The sequence below is a fragment of the Nocardioides sp. JCM 18998 genome (assembly GCF_055391535.1).
Genome location: NZ_AP043886.1, coordinates 350126 through 367835, shown reverse-complemented (window position 1 = coordinate 367835; position 17710 = coordinate 350126). Strand labels below are relative to the sequence as shown.

Genomic DNA, 17710 nt, shown 5'->3' with positions numbered 1-17710 from the left:
GTCACCGTGATAGTTCGGGGCGGAAGTGACACTTCAAACTGTCACGCGAGTCGCGAAGTGTCACCGTGACAGTTGCGTCATTGCCCGCGGGGCCCGAAGTATCACCGTGACAGTTCGGGGCGGAAGTGACACTTCAAACTGTCACGGAAGTCGCGGAGTGTCACCGTGACAGTTCGCAACTGTCACGGTGACACTTTCGTAGCTCCTGGGATCAGCCGAGCACCAGCACCAGGTCGCCGCCCTCGACCGACTGGGTGCCGCTGAGCGCGATCCGCTGGACCGTGCCGGCGATGGGGGCGGTGATGGCCGCCTCCATCTTCATCGCCTCGATCGTGGCGATGGTGTCACCGGCCGCGACGGTGTCGCCGACCTTCGCCGAGATGGTGACGACGCCCTGGAACGGCGCCGCGATCTGACCGGGGACCGAGGAGTCGGCCTTCTCCGCGGCGGCGACCTCGGCCGACACCGACCGGTCGCGCACCGAGATCGGACGCAGCTGGCCGTTGAGGGTGGCCATCACGGTGCGGTAGCCGCGCTCGTCGGGCTCGGAGATCGCCTCGATGGTGACGAAGAGCTGCACGCCGGGCTCGAGCTCGATGACGTGCTCCTCGCCGGCGCGCAGGCCGTAGAGGTAGTCGAGGGTGTCGAGCACGGAGACGTCGCCCCAGGTGGAGCGGGCCTCGGCGAAGTCGCGCGTCGGTCCGGGGAAGAGCAGCCGGTTCAGGGTCGTACGTCGCCCCAGGCTCGTGGTGGCGGAGTCGCCCGCCAGGGCGGCCTCGTCCTCGGCGGAGAGGGCGGCCGAGGACGGGTCGCTCCAGGGGCGGCCCTCGATGGCCTTGGAGCGGAACGGCTCGGGCCAGCCGCCCGGCGGGTCACCGAGCTCGCCGTGCAGGAAGCCGATGACCGAGGCCGGGATGTCGTAGGAGGCCGGGTCGGCGGCGAAGGCCTTCGGGTCGGCGCCCGCGGCCACCAGGGCCAGAGCGAGGTCGCCGATCACCTTCGAGGACGGGGTCACCTTCGGGACACGCCCGAGGATGTCGTTCGCCGCGGCGTACATCTCCTCGATCTCCTCGAACCGCTCGCCCAGTCCGAGCGCGATCGCCTGCTGGCGCAGGTTGGAGAGCTGGCCGCCGGGGATCTCGTGGCGGTAGACGCGACCGGTCGGCGCGGGCAGGCCCGACTCGAACGGCGCGTAGACGCGGCGCACGGCCTCCCAGTACGGCTCGAGCGCGTTGACGGCGGCCAGGGACAGGCCGGTCTCGCGATCGGTGTAGTCGGTCGCCGCGACCAGCGAGGACAGCGAGGGCTGCGAGGTGGTGCCCGACATGGCCGCGGTGGCGGCGTCGACGGCGTCCACGCCGGCCTCGATGGCGGCGGTGAGGGTGGCGAGCTGGCCGCCGGGGGTGTCGTGGGTGTGCAGGTGGACCGGCAGGTCGAAGTTCTGCCGCAGCGCGGTGACCAGGGTGCGGGCGGCGGGGGCGCGCAGCAGGCCGGCCATGTCCTTGATGGCCAGCACGTGGGCGCCGGCGTCGACGATCTGCTCGGCCAGGCGCAGGTAGTAGTCGAGCGTGTAGAGCTTCTCGTCCGGGTTCGACAGGTCGCCGGTGTAGCACAGCGCGACCTCGGCGATGGTGGAGCCGGTCTCGCGGACCGCAGCGATCGCGGGCCGCATCTGCTCGACGTCGTTGAGGGCGTCGAAGATCCGGAAGATGTCGATGCCGGTCGCGGCGGCCTCGGCCACGAAGGCGTTGGTCACGGTGGTCGGGTACGGCGTGTAGCCGACCGTGTTGCGCCCGCGCAGCAGCATCTGCAGGTTGATGTTCGGCACGGCCTCGCGCAGGGCCGCGAGACGCTCCCACGGGTCCTCGGACAGGAACCGCAGCGCCACGTCGTACGTTGCCCCGCCCCACGCCTCGAGGGAGAGCAGCTCGGGGGTCGTACGGGCCACGTGGCCGGCGACCTCGAGCAGGTCGCGGGTGCGGACCCGGGTGGCCAGCAGCGACTGGTGTGCGTCACGGAAGGTGGTGTCCGTGACGGCCACCGCCTGCTGGGCACGCAGTGCGGCCGCGAAGCCGGCCGGGCCGAGCTCGAGCAGCTTCTGGCGCGAGCCGTCCTTGATCGGCAGCGACAGGTCGAGCGCGGGCAGCTTGCTGACCGGGGCGACCGAGACCGGGGCGTCGCCGTTCGGCTTGTTGACCGTCACGTCGGCCAGGTAGGTGAGCAGCTTGGTGCCGCGGTCGCCGGAGGCGCGCGCGGTGAGCAGCTGCGGGTGGGTCTCGATGAACGACGTGGTCACGCGGCCCGCGATGAAGTCCTCGTCCTCGAGAAGAGCCGCGACGAAGGGGATGTTGGTCGCGACGCCGCGGATCCGGAACTCCGCCAGAGCACGTCGGGCCCGCTTGACCGCGTCCTCGAAGGTCCGGCCGCGGCAGGTGAGCTTGGCCAGCATCGAGTCGAAGTGGGGGCTGATCTCCGAGCCGGTGAAGGTGGTGCCGCCGTCGACCCGGACGCCCGCGCCGCCGGGGGAGCGGTACGTGGTGATGGTGCCGGTGTCGGGGCGGAAGCCGTTGGCCGGGTCCTCGGTGGTGATGCGGCACTGCAGCGCGGCACCGCGCAGGTGCACGGTCTCCTGCGACAGGCCCAGGTCGGCGAGGGTCTCGCCGGAGGCGATCCGCATCTGCGACTGGACCAGGTCGACGTCCGTGACCTCCTCGGTCACCGTGTGCTCGACCTGGATGCGCGGGTTCATCTCGATGAAGACGTAGTTGCCGGCCGGGTCGAGCAGGAACTCCACCGTTCCGGCACACGAGTAGCCGATCGCCTTCGCGAACCGGACGGCGTCGGCGCACATCCGCTCGCGCAGCTCGGGGTCCAGGTGCGGCGCGGGCGCGATCTCGACGACCTTCTGGTGACGACGCTGCACCGAGCAGTCACGCTCGAACAGGTGCATCACGTTGCCGGCACCATCGGCGAGGATCTGGACCTCGATGTGGCGCGGCTCGACGACGGCCTGCTCGATGAAGACGGTCGCATCACCGAAGGCGGCCTCGCCCTCGCGCATGCACGTCTCGACGGCCTCGCGCAGCAGCTTGGGGTCGTCCACGCGGCGCATGCCGCGACCGCCGCCACCGGCGACGGCCTTGACGAACAGGGGGTACGGGATGACCTGGGCGGCCTCGATGAGAGCGTCGACGTCGGTGGACGGCTCGACGCTCTGCAGGGTCGGCACACCGGCCGCCTTGGCGGCGGCGATCGCGGTGGCCTTGTTGCCGGTCAGCTCGAGGACCTCGACCGAGGGTCCGATGAACGTGATGCCCTCGCGGGCGCACGCCTCGGCCAGCGCCGGGTTCTCCGACAGGAAGCCGTAGCCCGGGTAGACCGCGTCGGCGCCGGCCTTGACCGCGGCCGCGACGATCGTCTCGGGGTCGAGGTAGGTGCGGACCGGGTGGCCGGGCTCGCCGATCTCGTAGGCCTCGTCGGCCTTCAGTCGGTGCTCGGACCCACGGTCCTCGTACGGGTAGACGGCGACGGTCTTGGCGCCGAGCTCGTAGGCCGCACGGAAAGCTCGGATCGCGATCTCACCACGGTTGGCCACCAGGATCTTGCGGAACATGAGCCAACCGTAGCGGTGCATAAAGTTACTCGGCAGTCAACGTCCATGCACTCGAGGCCGGGCGCCGCCGATCAGAACGGCCTCGAGTTCACCGTCGTCACACCCGGCGCCGACCCAGGCCCCATGTCCCGGGCCGCTCGGCGGGGCGGTCCCTCGGAAAGGCGAACAGTCGGTGACGGAACGACGCCGAGGCGTCGCCGTCACCGACTGTTCGCGGTGAGTCCGGTGCTGCTCGTCAGTCCTTGAGCTCGCAGATGACGGCGCCGTTGCCGACGGTCTCGCCGACAGTGGCGGTCAGGCCCGTCACGGTGCCGGCCTTGTGCGCCTTGAGCGGCTGCTCCATCTTCATCGCCTCGATGACCACGATCGTGTCGCCCTCGGCGACCTCCTGGCCCTCCTCGACGACGACCTTGACCACGGTGCCCTGCATCGGGGATGCGACGGCGTCGCCGGAGATCGCGGCGCCGGCCTTCTTGCCTCCTGCGCGCTTCGGCTTCTTCGCACCCGCGGCGCCGGCGGCGGAGCCACCGCCCAGGCCGCCCAGGCTGGCCGGGATGACGACACTGAGGCGCTTGCCGCCGACCTCGACCACGACGGTCTGGCGCTCGTCCGAGGCCTCGCCCTCGGTGTCGTTCGTACCCTGGTACGGCGAGATGGTGTTGTTGAAGTCGGTCTCGATCCACGTCGTGTAGACGTCGAAGGAGCCCTCGCCGGTCGGGTTGGAGGCGCCGACCCAGGCGGGGTCGTTGACGATGACCTCGTCGAAGGTGAGCGCGGTCGGCATGCCGTCGACCTCGAACTCCGCGATGGCGCGGCGCGAGCGCTCGATCGCCTGGGTGCGGTCGCGGCCGGTGACGATCAGCTTGGCGATCAGCGAGTCGAAGGCGCCCGGGATGGTCTCGCCGACCTCGTAGCCGCCGTCGACGCGGATGCCCGGGCCCTGCGGCGGGTTCCACTTGGTCAGCGTGCCCGGCGCCGGCATGAAGTTGTTGCCGCCGTCCTCGGCGTTGATGCGGTACTCGATCGAGTGGCCCTTGATCTCCGGGTCGCCGTAGCCGAGCTCCTCGCCCGCGGCGATGCGGAACATCTCGCGGACCAGGTCGATGCCGGTGACCTCCTCGGAGACGCAGTGCTCGACCTGGAGGCGGGTGTTGACCTCGAGGAAGGAGATGGTTCCGTCCGCTGCGACCAGGAACTCACAGGTGCCGGCGCCGACGTAGCCGGCCTCGCGCAGGATCGCCTTCGAGGACTCGTAGAGGCGGGCGACCTGCTCCTCGCTGAGGAACGGGGCCGGCGCCTCCTCGACCAGCTTCTGGTGGCGACGCTGGAGCGAGCAGTCGCGGGTGGAGACGACCACGACGTTGCCGTGGCTGTCGGCGAGGCACTGGGTCTCGACGTGGCGCGGCTTGTCGAGGAACTTCTCGACCAGGCACTCGCCGCGGCCGAAGGCGGAGACCGCCTCGCGGGTGGCGGACTCGAACAGCTCCGGGATCTCCTCGAGCGTACGGGCGACCTTGAGGCCGCGACCGCCGCCGCCGAAGACCGCCTTGATGGCGACCGGCAGGCCGAACTCCTGGGCGAAGGCGACGATCTCGTCGGCGTCCTTGACGGCGTCCTTGAGGCCCGGTGCGAGCGGGGCGCCGGCCTGGAGGGCGATCTGCTTGGCCTTCGCCTTGTCGCCGAGCGCGTCGATCGCCGCGGGGGAGGGGCCGATCCAGATCAGCCCGGCGTCGAGGACCGCCTGGGCGAACTGGGCGTTCTCGGCGAGGAAGCCGTAGCCGGGGTGGACCGAATCCGCACCGGAGTCGGCGGCCGCCTTCAGGATCTTCTCGATCGAGAGGTAGGAGTCGGCCGGGGTCGCACCATCGAGGGAGTACGCCTCGTCGGCAAGGCGGACGAACAGGGCGTCGCGGTCCGGCTCGGCGTAGACGGCGACGGAGCCGATGCCCGCGTCCTTGCACGCCCGGATCACACGTACGGCGATCTCTCCGCGGTTGGCGATCAGCACCTTGGCCAGCGGCTTGCTCAACGTCACTCCTCGATCAGCTCCGACGCCCTCATGGACGATCGGGCCGACTGTACCGGCGAATCGGCCCCTCCGGGTGTGACGGCCGTTACGTCCGTGTCCCTCGTTCGCGCTGCCGCTCGCTTCGTCGCCTGGCGCTTCGCGCCGGGTCCTCGCTCGCGGCCAGCGCCAGAACTCGTCCCTCGTTCGCGCTGCCGCTCGCTTCGTCGCCTAGGCTTGCGGCCGTGTCGAGGTGGAGAAGGATCGCGGGCGAGGCGACGCGGTTCATGGCCGTCGGTGCCATCTCCACCGCGGTGGCGGTGTTGCTCTACAACTGGCTGGCCTACGAGCCGCAGCACATCTGGTCGCCGCTCTACCGGCACATCACCTGGTCCTACATCGTCTCGCACGCCGTCGGCATGCTCGTCTCCTACGAGCTCTCCCGGCGCTGGACGTTCAAGGATCGCGCCGATCGCAAGCCGGGCGAGGGCTTCATCTCGTACGCGATCATCAACATCATCACGATGGTGACGATCCCGGTCGGCTGCCTCTGGGTGAGCCGGCACTGGCTCGGCTACACCAGCGGCCTGGCCGACAACATCTCCGGCAACGTCGTGGGCCTGCTGGTCTCGCAGGTGGCGCGGTTCTACCTGTTCCGGCGCTTCGTCTTCAAGCGGCCCATCCACTACACCGAGGTGTACGACGACCCGCACGCCCTCGCCGGGGCGGAGGTCGGCGTCAGTACGCCGACCGCGTCGTCGGATGAGCGTCGGGGCGGGTCCACAGCGTCGTCCACGAATGACCCAGTGCGCTGACCAGCTCGCGCACCAGCGGCAGACTCACCCCCACCACGTTGTGGTGGTCCCCCTCGATGCCGGTGACGAACGCGCCGCCGAGACCGTCGACGGTGAAGGCGCCGGCCACCTGGAGCGGCTCACCGGTCGCGACGTACGCCGCGATCTCCTCATCGGAGACGTCGGCGAAGCGGACGGTGGTCGTCGCGAAGGCGCTCTCCTCGCGACCGCTCGCCGTGTCGATGAGGGCATGGCCGCTGACCAGCACGCCGCTGCGCCCGCGCATGTCGTGCCAGCGGCGCACGGCCTCCTCGGCGGTGTGCGGCTTGCCGAGCGCTCGGTCCTGGTAGCCGGGGGCGTCGAGCTCGAGCACCGAGTCGCAGCCGAGGACGAGGGCACCCGACGGCACCTCGGCGCGGCCCGCGACGGCGCGAGCCTTCAACTGGGCCAGGCCGAGCGCGAGCTCGCGCGGCGCGAGCCCGTCGAGCTGGCTCTCGTCGACCCCACTGACGATCACCACCGGCTCGACCCCGGCGTTGCGGAGGGTCTGCAGGCGGGCGGGGGACTGCGAGGCCAGCACGAGCGTGGTCATGGCGACCAGTCTTCCAGGTGACCGCCTCAGCAGTGGCTCCGGGCGATCGCGTAGCGCTTGTCGGTGCTGACCCTGCCGTCGGCCTTGCGGACCTCCTGGCCGGGCCGGGCCCACCAGGTCTCGCGGTAGGTCACCAGGCAGCCGTCCTTCCTCGGCTTCACCACGGCGCCCTGGTCCTGGCACCCCGTGTAGGACGGACTCAGCAGCCTGCCGTCCTGCCAGACGTTCGCGCACAGCGGTACGTCGGTGAGGGCCGGCGCCGGCCCACCGCTCGGCTCCTCGCTCTGCGTGGGGCTCGGGCTGGGTGTGGGCGCCGCACTCGAGGCCGGTGCGAACGGATTCGCCGAGCTCGCTGTCGCGCTGTTGGCGTGCGTCAGCACGACCACGATCGGCAGCGCGATCAGCAGGGCGATCGCCACCGCCCACGCGGCGTACCAGCGCACGTTCGACATGGCGGGCACGCTAGAGCCCTTCGGCCCCTCGGGCACCGGTGTGGCACCGGAGTTCACGCAGTGTTCGCCCGGGTGCCGATGGCCCCTAGGATCGGCGCGAGCGCCCGTAGCCCAACGGTAGAGGCATGCGGTTTAGGTCCGTACCAGTGTGAGTTCGAATCTCACCGGGCGCACTCGAAGTGCAGGACCGTCGGGAACGGGTCGTAGAAGTGGTGCAGCAGGCCGCGCCACTCCTGGTAGTCCGCCGAGGTGCGGAAGCCCTCCTCGTGCGCCTCGACGGAGTCCCACTCCGCCAGCAGCAGGTACGTCGACGGCTGCTCGACGCAGCGCGAGACCTCGGCCCGCCGGCAGCCCGGCTGGCGGCGGATGATCGGGAGCGCCTGCGTCATCGCCGCCTCGAAGGCGGCCTCCTGGCCGGGGCGTACGGGCAGCACGGCGTGCTCGAGGATCACCGGGTCAGGCGTCGAGCTTGAGGTCGCGGCGCAGCTTGGCGACGTGACCCGTGGCCTTGACGTTGTACTGGGCGAGCTCGACCTTGCCGGTCTCGTCGATGACGAACGTGGAGCGGATGACGCCCTCGACGACCTTGCCGTACAGCTTCTTCTCGCCGAACGCGCCGTAGGTCTGCATCACCGTGCGGTCGGCGTCGGAGAGCAGCCGGATGGTGAGGCCGTCGCGCTCGCGGAACTTCGCCAGCTTCTCCGGCTTGTCCGGCGAGATGCCGACGACCTCGTAGCCGGCCGCCTGGAGCGAGGCGAGCGAGTCGGTGAAGTCGCAGGCCTGCTTGGTGCAGCCCGGCGTCATCGCGGCGGGGTAGAAGTAGACGATCACCTTGCGCCCGCGCAGCTCGTCGAGGGAGACCATCGCGCCGGTGTCGTCGGCGAGGCTGAAGTCGGGGGCGGTGTCACCTGCGGCAAGACGGCTCATAGGCGCAAACCTACCGGTCCGATATCTTGGGTCGCATGGCCAAGGCAGACAGCAACGCCGCTCTCGAGCGCGAGATCGAGCAGACGCGCGAGCGTCTCTCCGACACGATCGATCAACTCGTGTACCGCGCGAGCCCGAAGACGATCGCCTCGCGGCAGGCGGCGGCGGTGAAGGCGGTCTACGTCGACCCGACGACCGGCCAGCCCAAGACCGCGAACATCGGCAAGACGGTGGGCGGCGTCGTCGTCACGATCGTCCTCTTCGTCGCCCTGCGGAAGCTCTCGAACCGCTCGTGACCTCCAGCAAGACGCCGATCAAGATGCTCCACGACCGGATCCTCGTGGAGCTCGACCGGGAGGCGGGGGAGCGTCGCTCCACCGGCGGCATCGTCATCCCGGCGACCGCCGCGATGGGCGCGCGCCGGCTCTCCTGGTCGCGCGTGGTCGCCGTCGGCCCGCACGCGCGCGCCGTCGAGATCGGCGACCGGGTCCTGTTCGACGCCGAGGACAAGTCCGAGGTCGAGGTGTCCGGCGAGCTCTACATCGTGATGCGCGAGCGCGACGTCCACGCCGTCGCGGCCAAGCGGGTGTCGGCCGAGTCGACCGGTCTCTACCTGTAGCGATCCGGCCGTACGGTGCTAGCGAAGAGCTCCGTACGCCCGCTGCGGGCGCAGTCGCAGCACGACCCGCTGATCGGCGACCATCGAGCGTCTGTAGTCCTCCCAGTCGGGGTGCTCCTTGCCCGAGATCGCCGTGTAGACGGTGACCAGCTCGTCGACGGTGGCGTCATGCGGGTCCTGCGCCACGGGCGACAGGTCGGCGTCGCACTCCAGCACGACGTACGACCAGAAGTCCGGCCCGTTGACGTGCAGCGCGGCCCACGGCGTACGGACGAGGTTGTGGTACTTCGCCCGGGTCGCGGTGATCGAGACGCGGAGCAGCCCGTCGTCGCCGAGGGTGTGGACGACGTTGGACAGCTGCGGCCGGCCGTCGCGCTTGATCGTGGTGAGCGTGGACTGGTTGCGGTCACGCGCGACCGCGAGCGCCTCGTGGATCTCCATGGTCCCAGCATGCCCGTCGGGTGGACGGACGCGGTCGGAGCTGCTGCGGCGCATCGGAGAAATAGCGCTTCTGGATCGAGGAAGTGCGGCTGGCGGTCGACGCCGCGGCATCTCGACGAAACCCGGCCGTAACATCCGTCGATCAGCATCGGCGTCGGGTCGGCCGCGTCCCCACGCAAAACATCGAGCGAATAGATGCTCAACGCGAAGATTATCTGTTGGACAAGGGGAGGCGGCGCGCCCAAGGTGAGACCCAACGGCCACTGATGTGATGGCTGCCACAGGTACCAGGAGGAGTCGTGTCCGTGAACCATGCGCCCCATGAGGCGACGTCCGGCGTCGGGAAGGCTGTCGAGCTGACCCGGAGCCTCGGCCGGCTCGACCTCATCTTCTTCACCGTCGGTGCGACGTTCGCGATCGACAGCATCGCCCAGATCGCCGCAGCGGGCGGCGCCGAGTCCTTCACCTGGGGCATCATCATCGCGGCGACGTTCCTGGTGCCGTACGCGTTCATCACCGCCGAGCTCGGCAGCACGTTCTCCCAGGAGGGCGGGCCGTACTTCTGGGTGAAGCTCGCCTTCGGCCGGCTCGCCGCCGCGATCTCGACGATGCTGTGGTGGATCACGAACCCGGTCTGGCTCGGCGGCTCGCTGGTCTTCCTCGCCACGGCCACCTGGGACGGCTTCATCAGCCCGCTGAGGTCGGGCTCGTTCGGCGACTACACCTTCAAGATCGTCTTCATCTGGCTCGGGATCCTGGCGGCGGTCGTCAGCATCCGGCTGGGCAAGTACTTCCTCAACGTCGGCACGATCATCAAGCTCTCCCTGGTGGCCTTCTTCCTGCTCACCGTGGTGATCTACGGGGCGCAGCACGGCGTGCACGGGTACGCGTTCGGCGACTACGCGCCGTCGTGGGCCGGCTTCCTCGCCGTGACGCCGGTGCTGCTGTTCGCGGTGTCCGGCTACGAGGCGGAGAGTGGCGCCGCCGAGGAGATGCGCGACCCGCAGCGCGACGTGCCGATCTCGGTGGCCACCTCCGGCACGATCGCCACGTTCTCCTACCTGGTCCCGATCCTCGCGATGCTCGTGGTCCTGCCGGCCAGCCAGATCACCGGCGCCGGCGGGTTCATGGACTCCGTCGACACGGTCTTCTCGGTGTACGGCGGCGCGCAGGGCACGATGCTGAAGATCGTGGCGCTGCTGTTCATCTTCACGCTCCTGCACCAGGGCGCCGCCTGGATGATCGGCTCGGACCGGGTCCAGGCGATCGCCGGCGTCGACGGATCGTTCCCGAAGTTCTTCGGCACGTTCCACCCGAAGCTCGAGACGCCTGTCCGGGTCAACCTGCTCTCGGGTGTCGTGGCGACGGTGTTCTGCATCCTCGCGACCCAGATCGTCTCCGGCAGCGCGGCCGCCATCTTCGGTGTCGTGCTGACGATCGCGATCACGACGCTGCTGCTCAGCTACCTGATCATCCTGCCGTCGGTCGCGATGCTCCGCCGTACGCAGCCCGACGTGGTGCGACCGTTCCGGGTCCCCGGCGGCCGGGTCGGCATGACGATCTGCGTCGGCCTGACCACGCTGTGGGTCGCGTTCGGCTCGTTCGTCGCCGTCTTCCCGGGCGTGCTCGAGAAGGTCTTCGGCGTCGACTACGACTTCGAGGGCACGTGGAGCGTCTCCCGCACCACCTTCGAGGTCTTCACCATCGGGACGCTCGCCGTGGTCATGCTGATCGCCGTGGGCGGCTACGCGTGGCGCCGTCTCCGGGGCGACGACGTCGACGCCGTCGTGATCGCCGCGGAGCCGGAGCACGTGGGCTGAGAACGGACCGCCACCTCGCTGCACAGCACGCCCGCGACCTCAGGGTCGCGGGCGTGCTGTCGTGTGAAGGGCGTGGAGGCGCTGCGGGCGGCCCGGGGACGCGGACGCTTGGGTGGCACTGCGCAGGCACCGGGCTACCTCCGGGCGCAACCGCTGGGAACAACAGCCGGCACAACGACGAACGGGCTGCCACCGGGATCGGATCCCGGTGGCAGCCCGTTGCGGCTGTGGCGCCTCGTCAGGCCCCGTGCTCGGCCCCGTGCTCGGCGTCGTAGGCCAGGTAGCTGCGCTGGGTGTTGATGTGGTCGGCGACGTACTTCGCGTCGTGCCACACGCCCCAGATGAAGCTCGAGCCGCGGCGCGACAGCCACGGCAGGCCGAGGAAGTAGACGCCCGGCTCGGCGGAGACGCCGCGACGCTGGACCGGCTTGCCGCGCTCGTCGAAGGCGTCGACCTGGAGCCAGCCGTAGTCGGTGGTGTAGCCGGTCGCCCAAATGATGGTGCCGACGCCCGCCGCGGCCAGGTCGAGCTCCAGCAGCGGGTCCGTCGCGGCCTTCGGCATCGGACCGAGCAGGTGCGCCTCGGGCTCCTCGGGGAGGTGCAGACCGTTGCGCTCGACGTACTCGTCGGCGGCCTGGAGCAGCGCGAGGTGGTTGGCGTCGCCCGCGGCGATGTTCTTCTCGAGATCGCTCGCGAAGCGCAGCACCCCGTCGGCATACGACGCGGTGAGGCCGACCAGGCCGATGCCGCTGGCGGCGAGCCCGCGGAAGTCGACGGTGTGGCCGCCGTGGGCGCCGCTGACGGCGATGGTGACGTGCTCGGCCCCGGCCGGCGGCGTCTCCATGTCCCACAGGCCCAGCACCCCGAGCCACCAGCAGAAGTCGCGGCCGCGGTACTGCCGCGGAGGCCGGTCGTGCGCTCCGACGGAGAGGTAGACATCGCGACCGGATCGGCGCAGCTCGTCGGCGATCTGCACGCCCGAGGAGCCCGCGCCGACCACGACCACGGCACCGTCGGGGAGTTGGGCGGGGTTGCGGTAGGCGTTCGAGTGCATCTGCAGCACGCCGGCATCGGCGGGAACGATCGGCGGGAAGACGGGGGTCTGGAACGGGCCGGTCGCCGCGACGACGAAGCGCGCCTCGATGGTGCCCTCCGACGTCTCCGCCATGAAGCCCGGTCGGCCGGCGTTCCTGCGGACCGAGGTGACCTCCACGCCGCACCGGATCGGTGAGCCGTTCTTCTCCGCGTAGGCGCTGAAGTAGTCGGCGACCTGGTCCTTGCTGGCGAAGGCGTCGGGGGCGACGTCGGGGAACTCGAGTCCCGGGAAGCGGTCGTGCCAGGCGGGGCCGTTGGCCACCAGGGAGTCCCAGCGCTCGGAGCGCCACCGCTCGGCGATGCGCCCGCGCTCCAGCACGACGTGCGGCACGCCGCTGGCGCCCAGGTGCTCGCTCATCGCGACGCCGGCTTGGCCGCCGCCGACGACGAGCACCTCCACCTCTTGACTCGACATCCTTACCTCCACTTGCAGGGCGAAATGCTGCGACGCGGCATCGATCCGCCGTCCCAGGAATCCTCTGGCTCGACCAACGACCTGTCCAACAGATGTTCTTGGTGATCTGGTTCGGCTTGATCGATGAAGCGCTAGGGTTGCTGGGCATCGGCCGCGTCGAGGCGACGCCGGCCCGGTGCCGGATCGGTACACGTGTCGATGAGGAGACGTCATGGCTCAGTACACCCTCAGGCAGCTGGAGTACTTCGTTGCCGTCGCCGAGGCGGGCAGCGTCACCGCCGCAGCCCAGGCGATCCCGCTCTCGCAGTCGGCGCTGTCGACCGCCCTCGTCGAGCTCGAGCGAGCGCTCGACGTCCAGCTGCTGCTGCGCCACCACGCCCGGGGTGTCTCCCTCACGCCGGCCGGCGAGCAGCTGCTCACCGCGAGCCGGCAGCTCCTGCGGCACGCCACCGAGCTGGCCGACGAGGCCCGCGGCCTCGGCAACGAGGTGGGCGGGACCCTGCACCTCGCCTGCTTCGGCGTGCTGGCGCCGTACGTGCTGCCCGAGCTGCTCGCCGAGGCCTCGACCCGGCTGCCGATGCTGGCCGTGAACACCAGCGAGGTCGACCTCGCCGAGCTGGTGGAGGGGATCACCACCGGTAGGTTCGAGCTCGGGATCGGCTACGACATCACCGCCGACCCCCGGCTGGAGACGGTCCCGCTGTACACGCTCAAGCCGTACGTTCTGCTCCCGCAGGGCCACCGGCTGGCGAAGCGTCGCAAGGTCAGGCTCGAGGAGCTCGCCGACGAGCCGCTCGCCCTGCTCGATCTCCCGCACAGCCGGGAGTACTTCGCCGAGGTCTTCGCCTCGGTCGGCCTGGCGCCGAGCATCCGGTTCCGCTCCACCAGCGCCGAGACCTGCCGGGCCCTGGTGGCGCGAGGACTCGGCTACACCGTGCTCAACGCGCGCCCGCGCAGCGGCGCCGGCCCCGATGGTCACGGGGTGGTCGCGGTGGACATCGACCACCCCGCCCCAGCACTCGATGTCGTGCTGATCCGAGCCGCCGGCGTGCGGCCGACCCGGCGCATGTCGGCGGTGCAGGAGATGCTCGATCAGCTGCGCTCCGAAGGATCGATTGAGTCGATGTTCGGCGCCGGTTAGATCGTCTCGACAGGAGGGCCGCCGCCTCCTTACGCTTCTGGGGCAGCGAGGCGAACGCCGACGACGGGCACCGTCCGGCGACCTCGCGACCAGCAGCGAACGCGCCCCGTGCGGCGCGTGCCTCAGCGATGTTGAAGGGCAATCTGATGAGTGACGAATCGACCGCCAGCCGGTACGACATCCTGTTCGAGCCGGTCCAGATCGGCCCGCTGACCACGAAGAACCGCTTCTACCAGGTGCCGCACTGCAACGGCATGGGCTATCGAGACCCGAGCGCCCAGGCCGCGATGCGCAAGATCAAGGCCGAGGGCGGCTGGTCGGTGGTGTGCACCGAGCAGGTCGAGATCCACGCCACCTCCGACATCGCGCCGTTCATCGAGCTGCGGATCTGGGACGACCAGGACCTGCCCGCCCTGAAGCGGATCGCCGACGCCATCCACGAGGGCGGTGGCCTGGCGGGCATCGAGCTGGCCCACAACGGCATGAACGCACCGAACCAGCTCAGCCGCGAGACCCCGATGGGCCCCGGCCACCTGCCGGTAGCGCCCGACACCATCGCGCCGATCCAGGCCCGCGCGATGACGAAGCAGGACATCGACGACCTGCGTCGCTGGCACCGCAACGCGGTGCGGCGCTCGCTCGAGGCCGGCTACGACGTCATCTACGTCTACGGGGCACACGGCTACAGCGGTGTCCACCACTTCCTCTCCCGGCGCTACAACCAGCGCACGGACGAGTACGGCGGGTCCCTGCTCAACCGGATGCGACTGCTGCGCGAGCTGCTCGAGGACACCCTCGACGAGGTCGCCGGCCGTGCCGCGGTGGCCTGCCGGATCACCGTCGAGGAGGAGATCGAGAACGGCATCACCCGCGATGACATCGAGGGCGTGCTGCGCGAGCTCGGCGAGCTGCCGGACCTGTGGGACTTCGCGATGGGCAGCTGGGAGGGCGACTCGGTCACCTCGCGGTTCGGGCCGGAGGGCCGACAGGAGGAGTTCGTCGCGGGGCTGAAGAAGCTCACCACCAAGCCGGTCGTCGGCGTCGGCAGGTTCACCTCGCCCGACGCGATGGTGCGTCAGATCAAGGCCGGCATCCTGGACCTGATCGGCGCCGCGCGCCCCTCCATCGCCGACCCGTTCCTGCCGAACAAGATCCGCGACGGTCGCCTCAACCTGATCCGGGAGTGCATCGGCTGCAACATCTGCGTCTCCGGCGACCTGACCATGTCCCCGATCCGCTGCACGCAGAACCCGAGCATGGGCGAGGAGTGGCGGCGCGGCTGGCACCCCGAGCACATCCGGGCCAAGGAGAGCGACACCCGGGTGCTGGTGGTCGGCTCCGGCCCCTCCGGGCTCGAGGCCGCCCGCGCCCTGGGCGTGCGCGGCTATGACGTGGTGCTGGCCGAGGCCGGTCGCGACCTCGGCGGCCGGGTCAGGCAGGAGTCGGCGCTGCCCGGTCTCTCGGCGTGGGGTCGGGTCGTGGAGTACCGCGAGGCGGTGCTGGCCGAGCTGCCCAACGTGGAGATCTACCGGGAGAGCCCGATGAGCGGCGAGGACATCGTCGAGTTCGGGTTCGAGCACGTCCTGGTCGCGACCGGGTCCACGTGGCGTACCGATGGCGTGGCGCGCTTCCACACCACCGCCCTCCCCATCGCCGAAGGGGCCCAGGTCCTCGGCCCCGACGACCTGTTCGCCGGCAGGATGCCCGAGGGCAGGAAGGTCGTCGTCTACGACGACGACCACTACTACATGGGCGGCGTCGTCGCCGAGTTGCTCGCGCAGCGCGGCTACGAGGTCTCGATCGTCACGCCGACCTCGCAGGTCTCGTCGTGGACGAACAACACCTTCGAGGTCAACCGGATCCAGCGCCGGCTCATCGAGAACGGGATCACCCGGGTGACCGACCACGCCGTGACCCAGGTGATGCCGGGTGGCGTGAAGGTCCGCGACGTCTACGCCGGCCAGGAGCGGGATCTGGAGTGCGACGCCGTGGTCATGGTCACCGCGCGCCTGCCGCGCGAGGAGCTCTACCTCGACCTGGTCGCGCGACGCGACGGTGGGGAGCTTCAGTCGGTGCGCGGCATCGGCGACGCCTGGGCACCGGGCACGATCGCCGCAGCGGTGTGGAGCGGGCGGCGGGCTGCCGAGGAGTTCGACGCCACGCTGCCCTCCAACGACGAGGTGCCGTTCCGCCGGGAGGTCACCGGCCTCGCCCCGCTCCCGCTCCTCCTGTCCTGACCCACCTCTCGACCCTGACCGAAGGAAGACCCGACATGACGAAGACCGCCGCCGAGTGGCGCGCTCTCGCGGCCGCGATCGTGCCGCGCGACCAGCTCTGGATCGACGGCGGCTTCGTCGCCAGCGCCTCCGGTGGCCGCGCCGCGACGATCAACCCGGCGACCGGCGACGTCCTGGCCGAGGTCGCCGAGGCCGACGCGACCGATGTCGACCGGGCGGTCGCCTCCGCCCGGCGCGCCTTCGAGGACGGCCGCTGGAGCCGACGGGCCCCGGGTGAGCGCAAGGCCGTGCTCCTGCGGCTCGCCGGCCTCATCCGTACGCACGCCGACGAGCTCGCGCTGCTCGACTCGCTCGACGCCGGCAAGCGGATCGCCGACACCTCGACGATCGACGCTCCCGGCACCGCCGCGATCCTGCAGTGGTACGCCGAGGCCATCGACAAGCTGTACGGCGAGGTCGCCCCGACGGCACCCGGGCAGCTCGCCATCGTGACCCGCGAGCCCGTCGGCGTGGTCGCCGCCGTGGTGCCGTGGAACTACCCGCTCGAGACGGCGATGTGGAAGCTCGCGCCCGCGCTCGCCTCGGGCAACTCGGTGGTCCTCAAGCCGTCCGAGGAGTCACCGCTCTCGGTCCTGCGGCTCGCCGAGCTCGCCGGCGAGGCGGGACTGCCCGACGGCGTGCTCAACGTCGTCCCCGGCGCCGGCGAGGTCGCCGGACGGGCGCTCGGCCTCCACGCCGACGTCGACGCGCTCGCCTTCACCGGTTCGACGACCGTCGGCAAGCTGTTCCTGCAGTACAGCGGCCAGTCCAACATGAAGTCGGTCTGGCTCGAGTGCGGCGGCAAGAGCGCCAACGTGGTCCTCTCCGGTGTGGCCGACCTGGACGCCGTCGCCGACGGCGTCTGCGCCGGCATCTTCTACAACCAGGGCCAGGTCTGCTCGGCCAACTCCCGCCTCGTCGTCGAGCGCTCGGTCAAGGACCGGCTGCTGGAGAAGGTCCTGGAGCGGGCGAGCCGGATCGCCCCGGGCGACCCGCTCGACCCGGCCACGACGATGGGCCCGATGGTCAGCGAGGCCCACGCCCAGCGGGTCCGCCACTACATCGACATCGCCGGCCGCGAGGGCCGCATCGTCCTCGGCGGCCCGACCGTCGAGGGAGCGCCGACAGCGGCGTACGTCCCGCCGACCATCGTCGAGGGCATCACCGGCTCCGCGACGCTGGCCCGTGAAGAGGTCTTCGGGCCCGTGCTCGCGGTCATCGAGGTCGACTCCGAGGAGGAGGCGATCGCGGTGGCCAACGACTCGATCTACGGCCTGGCCGCCTCGGTGTGGACCGACGACCTGCGACAGGCGCACCGCGCCGCCGCCGCGCTCCGCGCCGGCACCGTCTCGGTCAACACCGTCGACGCGCTCGACGTGTCGACGCCCTTCGGCGGCTTCAAGCAGTCGGGCTTCGGTCGCGATCTGTCGCTGCACGCCCTGTTGAACTACACGGCGCTGAAGACCACCTGGTTCAACAACGCCTGACGACCCGGACTCCTCCACCCGGCTCGCGCCGGA

15 protein-coding genes and 1 tRNA gene are annotated in these 17710 nt (G+C 70.5%); 8 read left to right on the top strand and 8 right to left on the bottom strand.

The genetic code is table 11. From position 1 onward, the window contains the following. Nucleotides 1-211: 211 nt before the first annotated feature. Nucleotides 212-3613 (bottom strand): pyruvate carboxylase, encoded by a 3402-nt coding sequence (locus ACZ5L9_RS01775; protein ID WP_464532985.1) that lies wholly within the window; start codon nucleotides 3611-3613, stop codon nucleotides 212-214. A gap of 235 nt (nucleotides 3614-3848) precedes the next feature. After that, on the bottom strand, nucleotides 3849-5648 hold the full coding sequence (locus ACZ5L9_RS01770; protein ID WP_464532982.1) for an acetyl/propionyl/methylcrotonyl-CoA carboxylase subunit alpha: 1800 nt from the start codon (nucleotides 5646-5648) through the stop codon (nucleotides 3849-3851). A gap of 215 nt (nucleotides 5649-5863) precedes the next feature. Here ACZ5L9_RS01770 and ACZ5L9_RS01765 point away from each other — a divergent pair, with 215 nt between their 5' ends. Beyond that, nucleotides 5864-6433: a GtrA family protein gene (locus tag ACZ5L9_RS01765; RefSeq protein WP_464532979.1), complete on the top strand. Its 570-nt coding sequence runs from the start codon at nucleotides 5864-5866 to the stop codon at nucleotides 6431-6433. On the opposite strand, the gene ACZ5L9_RS01760 is transcribed toward ACZ5L9_RS01765, so the two are convergent. Both ACZ5L9_RS01760 and ACZ5L9_RS01755 read right to left on the bottom strand, forming a co-directional pair. Further along, entirely contained in the window at nucleotides 6357-7004 is a 648-nt protein-coding gene (locus tag ACZ5L9_RS01760; RefSeq protein ID WP_464532977.1) for a Maf family protein, read from the bottom strand. The two genes, ACZ5L9_RS01765 and ACZ5L9_RS01760, sit on opposite strands and share 77 nt — an antisense overlap. A 26-nt stretch (nucleotides 7005-7030) precedes the next feature. Continuing rightward, a complete protein-coding gene (locus tag ACZ5L9_RS01755; protein ID WP_464532974.1) occupies nucleotides 7031-7456 on the bottom strand; it encodes a hypothetical protein in 426 nt (141 codons plus the stop codon). A 100-nt stretch (nucleotides 7457-7556) separates the two neighbouring features. Here ACZ5L9_RS01755 and ACZ5L9_RS01750 point away from each other — a divergent pair. Next, a tRNA-Leu gene (locus ACZ5L9_RS01750) sits at nucleotides 7557-7629 on the top strand. Here the strand turns inward: ACZ5L9_RS01750 and ACZ5L9_RS01745 are convergent. Further along, a complete protein-coding gene (locus ACZ5L9_RS01745) occupies nucleotides 7618-7908 on the bottom strand; it encodes an antibiotic biosynthesis monooxygenase family protein (protein WP_464532971.1) in 291 nt (96 codons plus the stop codon). The two genes, ACZ5L9_RS01750 and ACZ5L9_RS01745, sit on opposite strands and share 12 nt — an antisense overlap. A 4-nt stretch (nucleotides 7909-7912) precedes the next feature. Next, nucleotides 7913-8383: a thioredoxin-dependent thiol peroxidase gene (bcp, locus tag ACZ5L9_RS01740; RefSeq protein ID WP_464532969.1), complete on the bottom strand. Its 471-nt coding sequence runs from the start codon at nucleotides 8381-8383 to the stop codon at nucleotides 7913-7915. 35 nt (nucleotides 8384-8418) lie between these two features. Between bcp and ACZ5L9_RS01735 the strand changes: the two genes are divergently transcribed. Both ACZ5L9_RS01735 and ACZ5L9_RS01730 read left to right on the top strand, forming a co-directional pair. Then, entirely contained in the window at nucleotides 8419-8679 is a 261-nt protein-coding gene (locus ACZ5L9_RS01735) for a DUF3618 domain-containing protein (RefSeq protein WP_464532966.1), read from the top strand. After that, nucleotides 8676-9002 (top strand): GroES family chaperonin, encoded by a 327-nt coding sequence (locus ACZ5L9_RS01730; RefSeq protein WP_464532963.1) that lies wholly within the window; start codon nucleotides 8676-8678, stop codon nucleotides 9000-9002. The genes ACZ5L9_RS01735 and ACZ5L9_RS01730 overlap by 4 nt, the downstream gene beginning before the upstream one ends. Before the next feature lie 18 nt (nucleotides 9003-9020). Here ACZ5L9_RS01730 and ACZ5L9_RS01725 read toward each other — a convergent pair whose 3' ends face one another. Beyond that, nucleotides 9021-9443, bottom strand: a complete 423-nt coding sequence (locus ACZ5L9_RS01725; RefSeq protein WP_464532958.1) for a PPOX class F420-dependent oxidoreductase — start codon at nucleotides 9441-9443, stop codon at nucleotides 9021-9023. A gap of 299 nt (nucleotides 9444-9742) precedes the next feature. On the opposite strand from ACZ5L9_RS01725, the gene ACZ5L9_RS01720 reads away from it, so the two are divergent. Beyond that, nucleotides 9743-11263, top strand: coding sequence for an APC family permease (locus ACZ5L9_RS01720; protein ID WP_464532953.1), 1521 nt, complete (start codon nucleotides 9743-9745; stop codon nucleotides 11261-11263). A gap of 238 nt (nucleotides 11264-11501) precedes the next feature. Here the strand turns inward: ACZ5L9_RS01720 and ACZ5L9_RS01715 are convergent, their stop codons facing one another. Then, nucleotides 11502-12773, bottom strand: coding sequence for a flavin-containing monooxygenase (locus tag ACZ5L9_RS01715; protein ID WP_464532949.1), 1272 nt, complete (start codon nucleotides 12771-12773; stop codon nucleotides 11502-11504). A 211-nt stretch (nucleotides 12774-12984) separates the two neighbouring features. Here ACZ5L9_RS01715 and ACZ5L9_RS01710 point away from each other — a divergent pair, with 211 nt between their 5' ends. The 3 genes from ACZ5L9_RS01710 (at nucleotide 12985) to ACZ5L9_RS01700 (ending at nucleotide 17677) form a co-directional block, all read left to right on the top strand. Beyond that, nucleotides 12985-13914 carry a LysR family transcriptional regulator gene (locus tag ACZ5L9_RS01710; protein ID WP_464532945.1) on the top strand — a complete coding sequence of 310 codons (930 nt, stop codon included), beginning with the start codon at nucleotides 12985-12987 and terminating at the stop codon, nucleotides 13912-13914. Between the two features lie 146 nt (nucleotides 13915-14060). Continuing rightward, nucleotides 14061-16151 (top strand): oxidoreductase, encoded by a 2091-nt coding sequence (locus tag ACZ5L9_RS01705; RefSeq protein ID WP_464532941.1) that lies wholly within the window; start codon nucleotides 14061-14063, stop codon nucleotides 16149-16151. A 35-nt stretch (nucleotides 16152-16186) separates the two neighbouring features. After that, nucleotides 16187-17677 carry an aldehyde dehydrogenase gene (locus ACZ5L9_RS01700; RefSeq protein ID WP_464532937.1) on the top strand — a complete coding sequence of 497 codons (1491 nt, stop codon included), beginning with the start codon at nucleotides 16187-16189 and terminating at the stop codon, nucleotides 17675-17677. Nucleotides 17678-17710 lie beyond the last annotated feature (33 nt).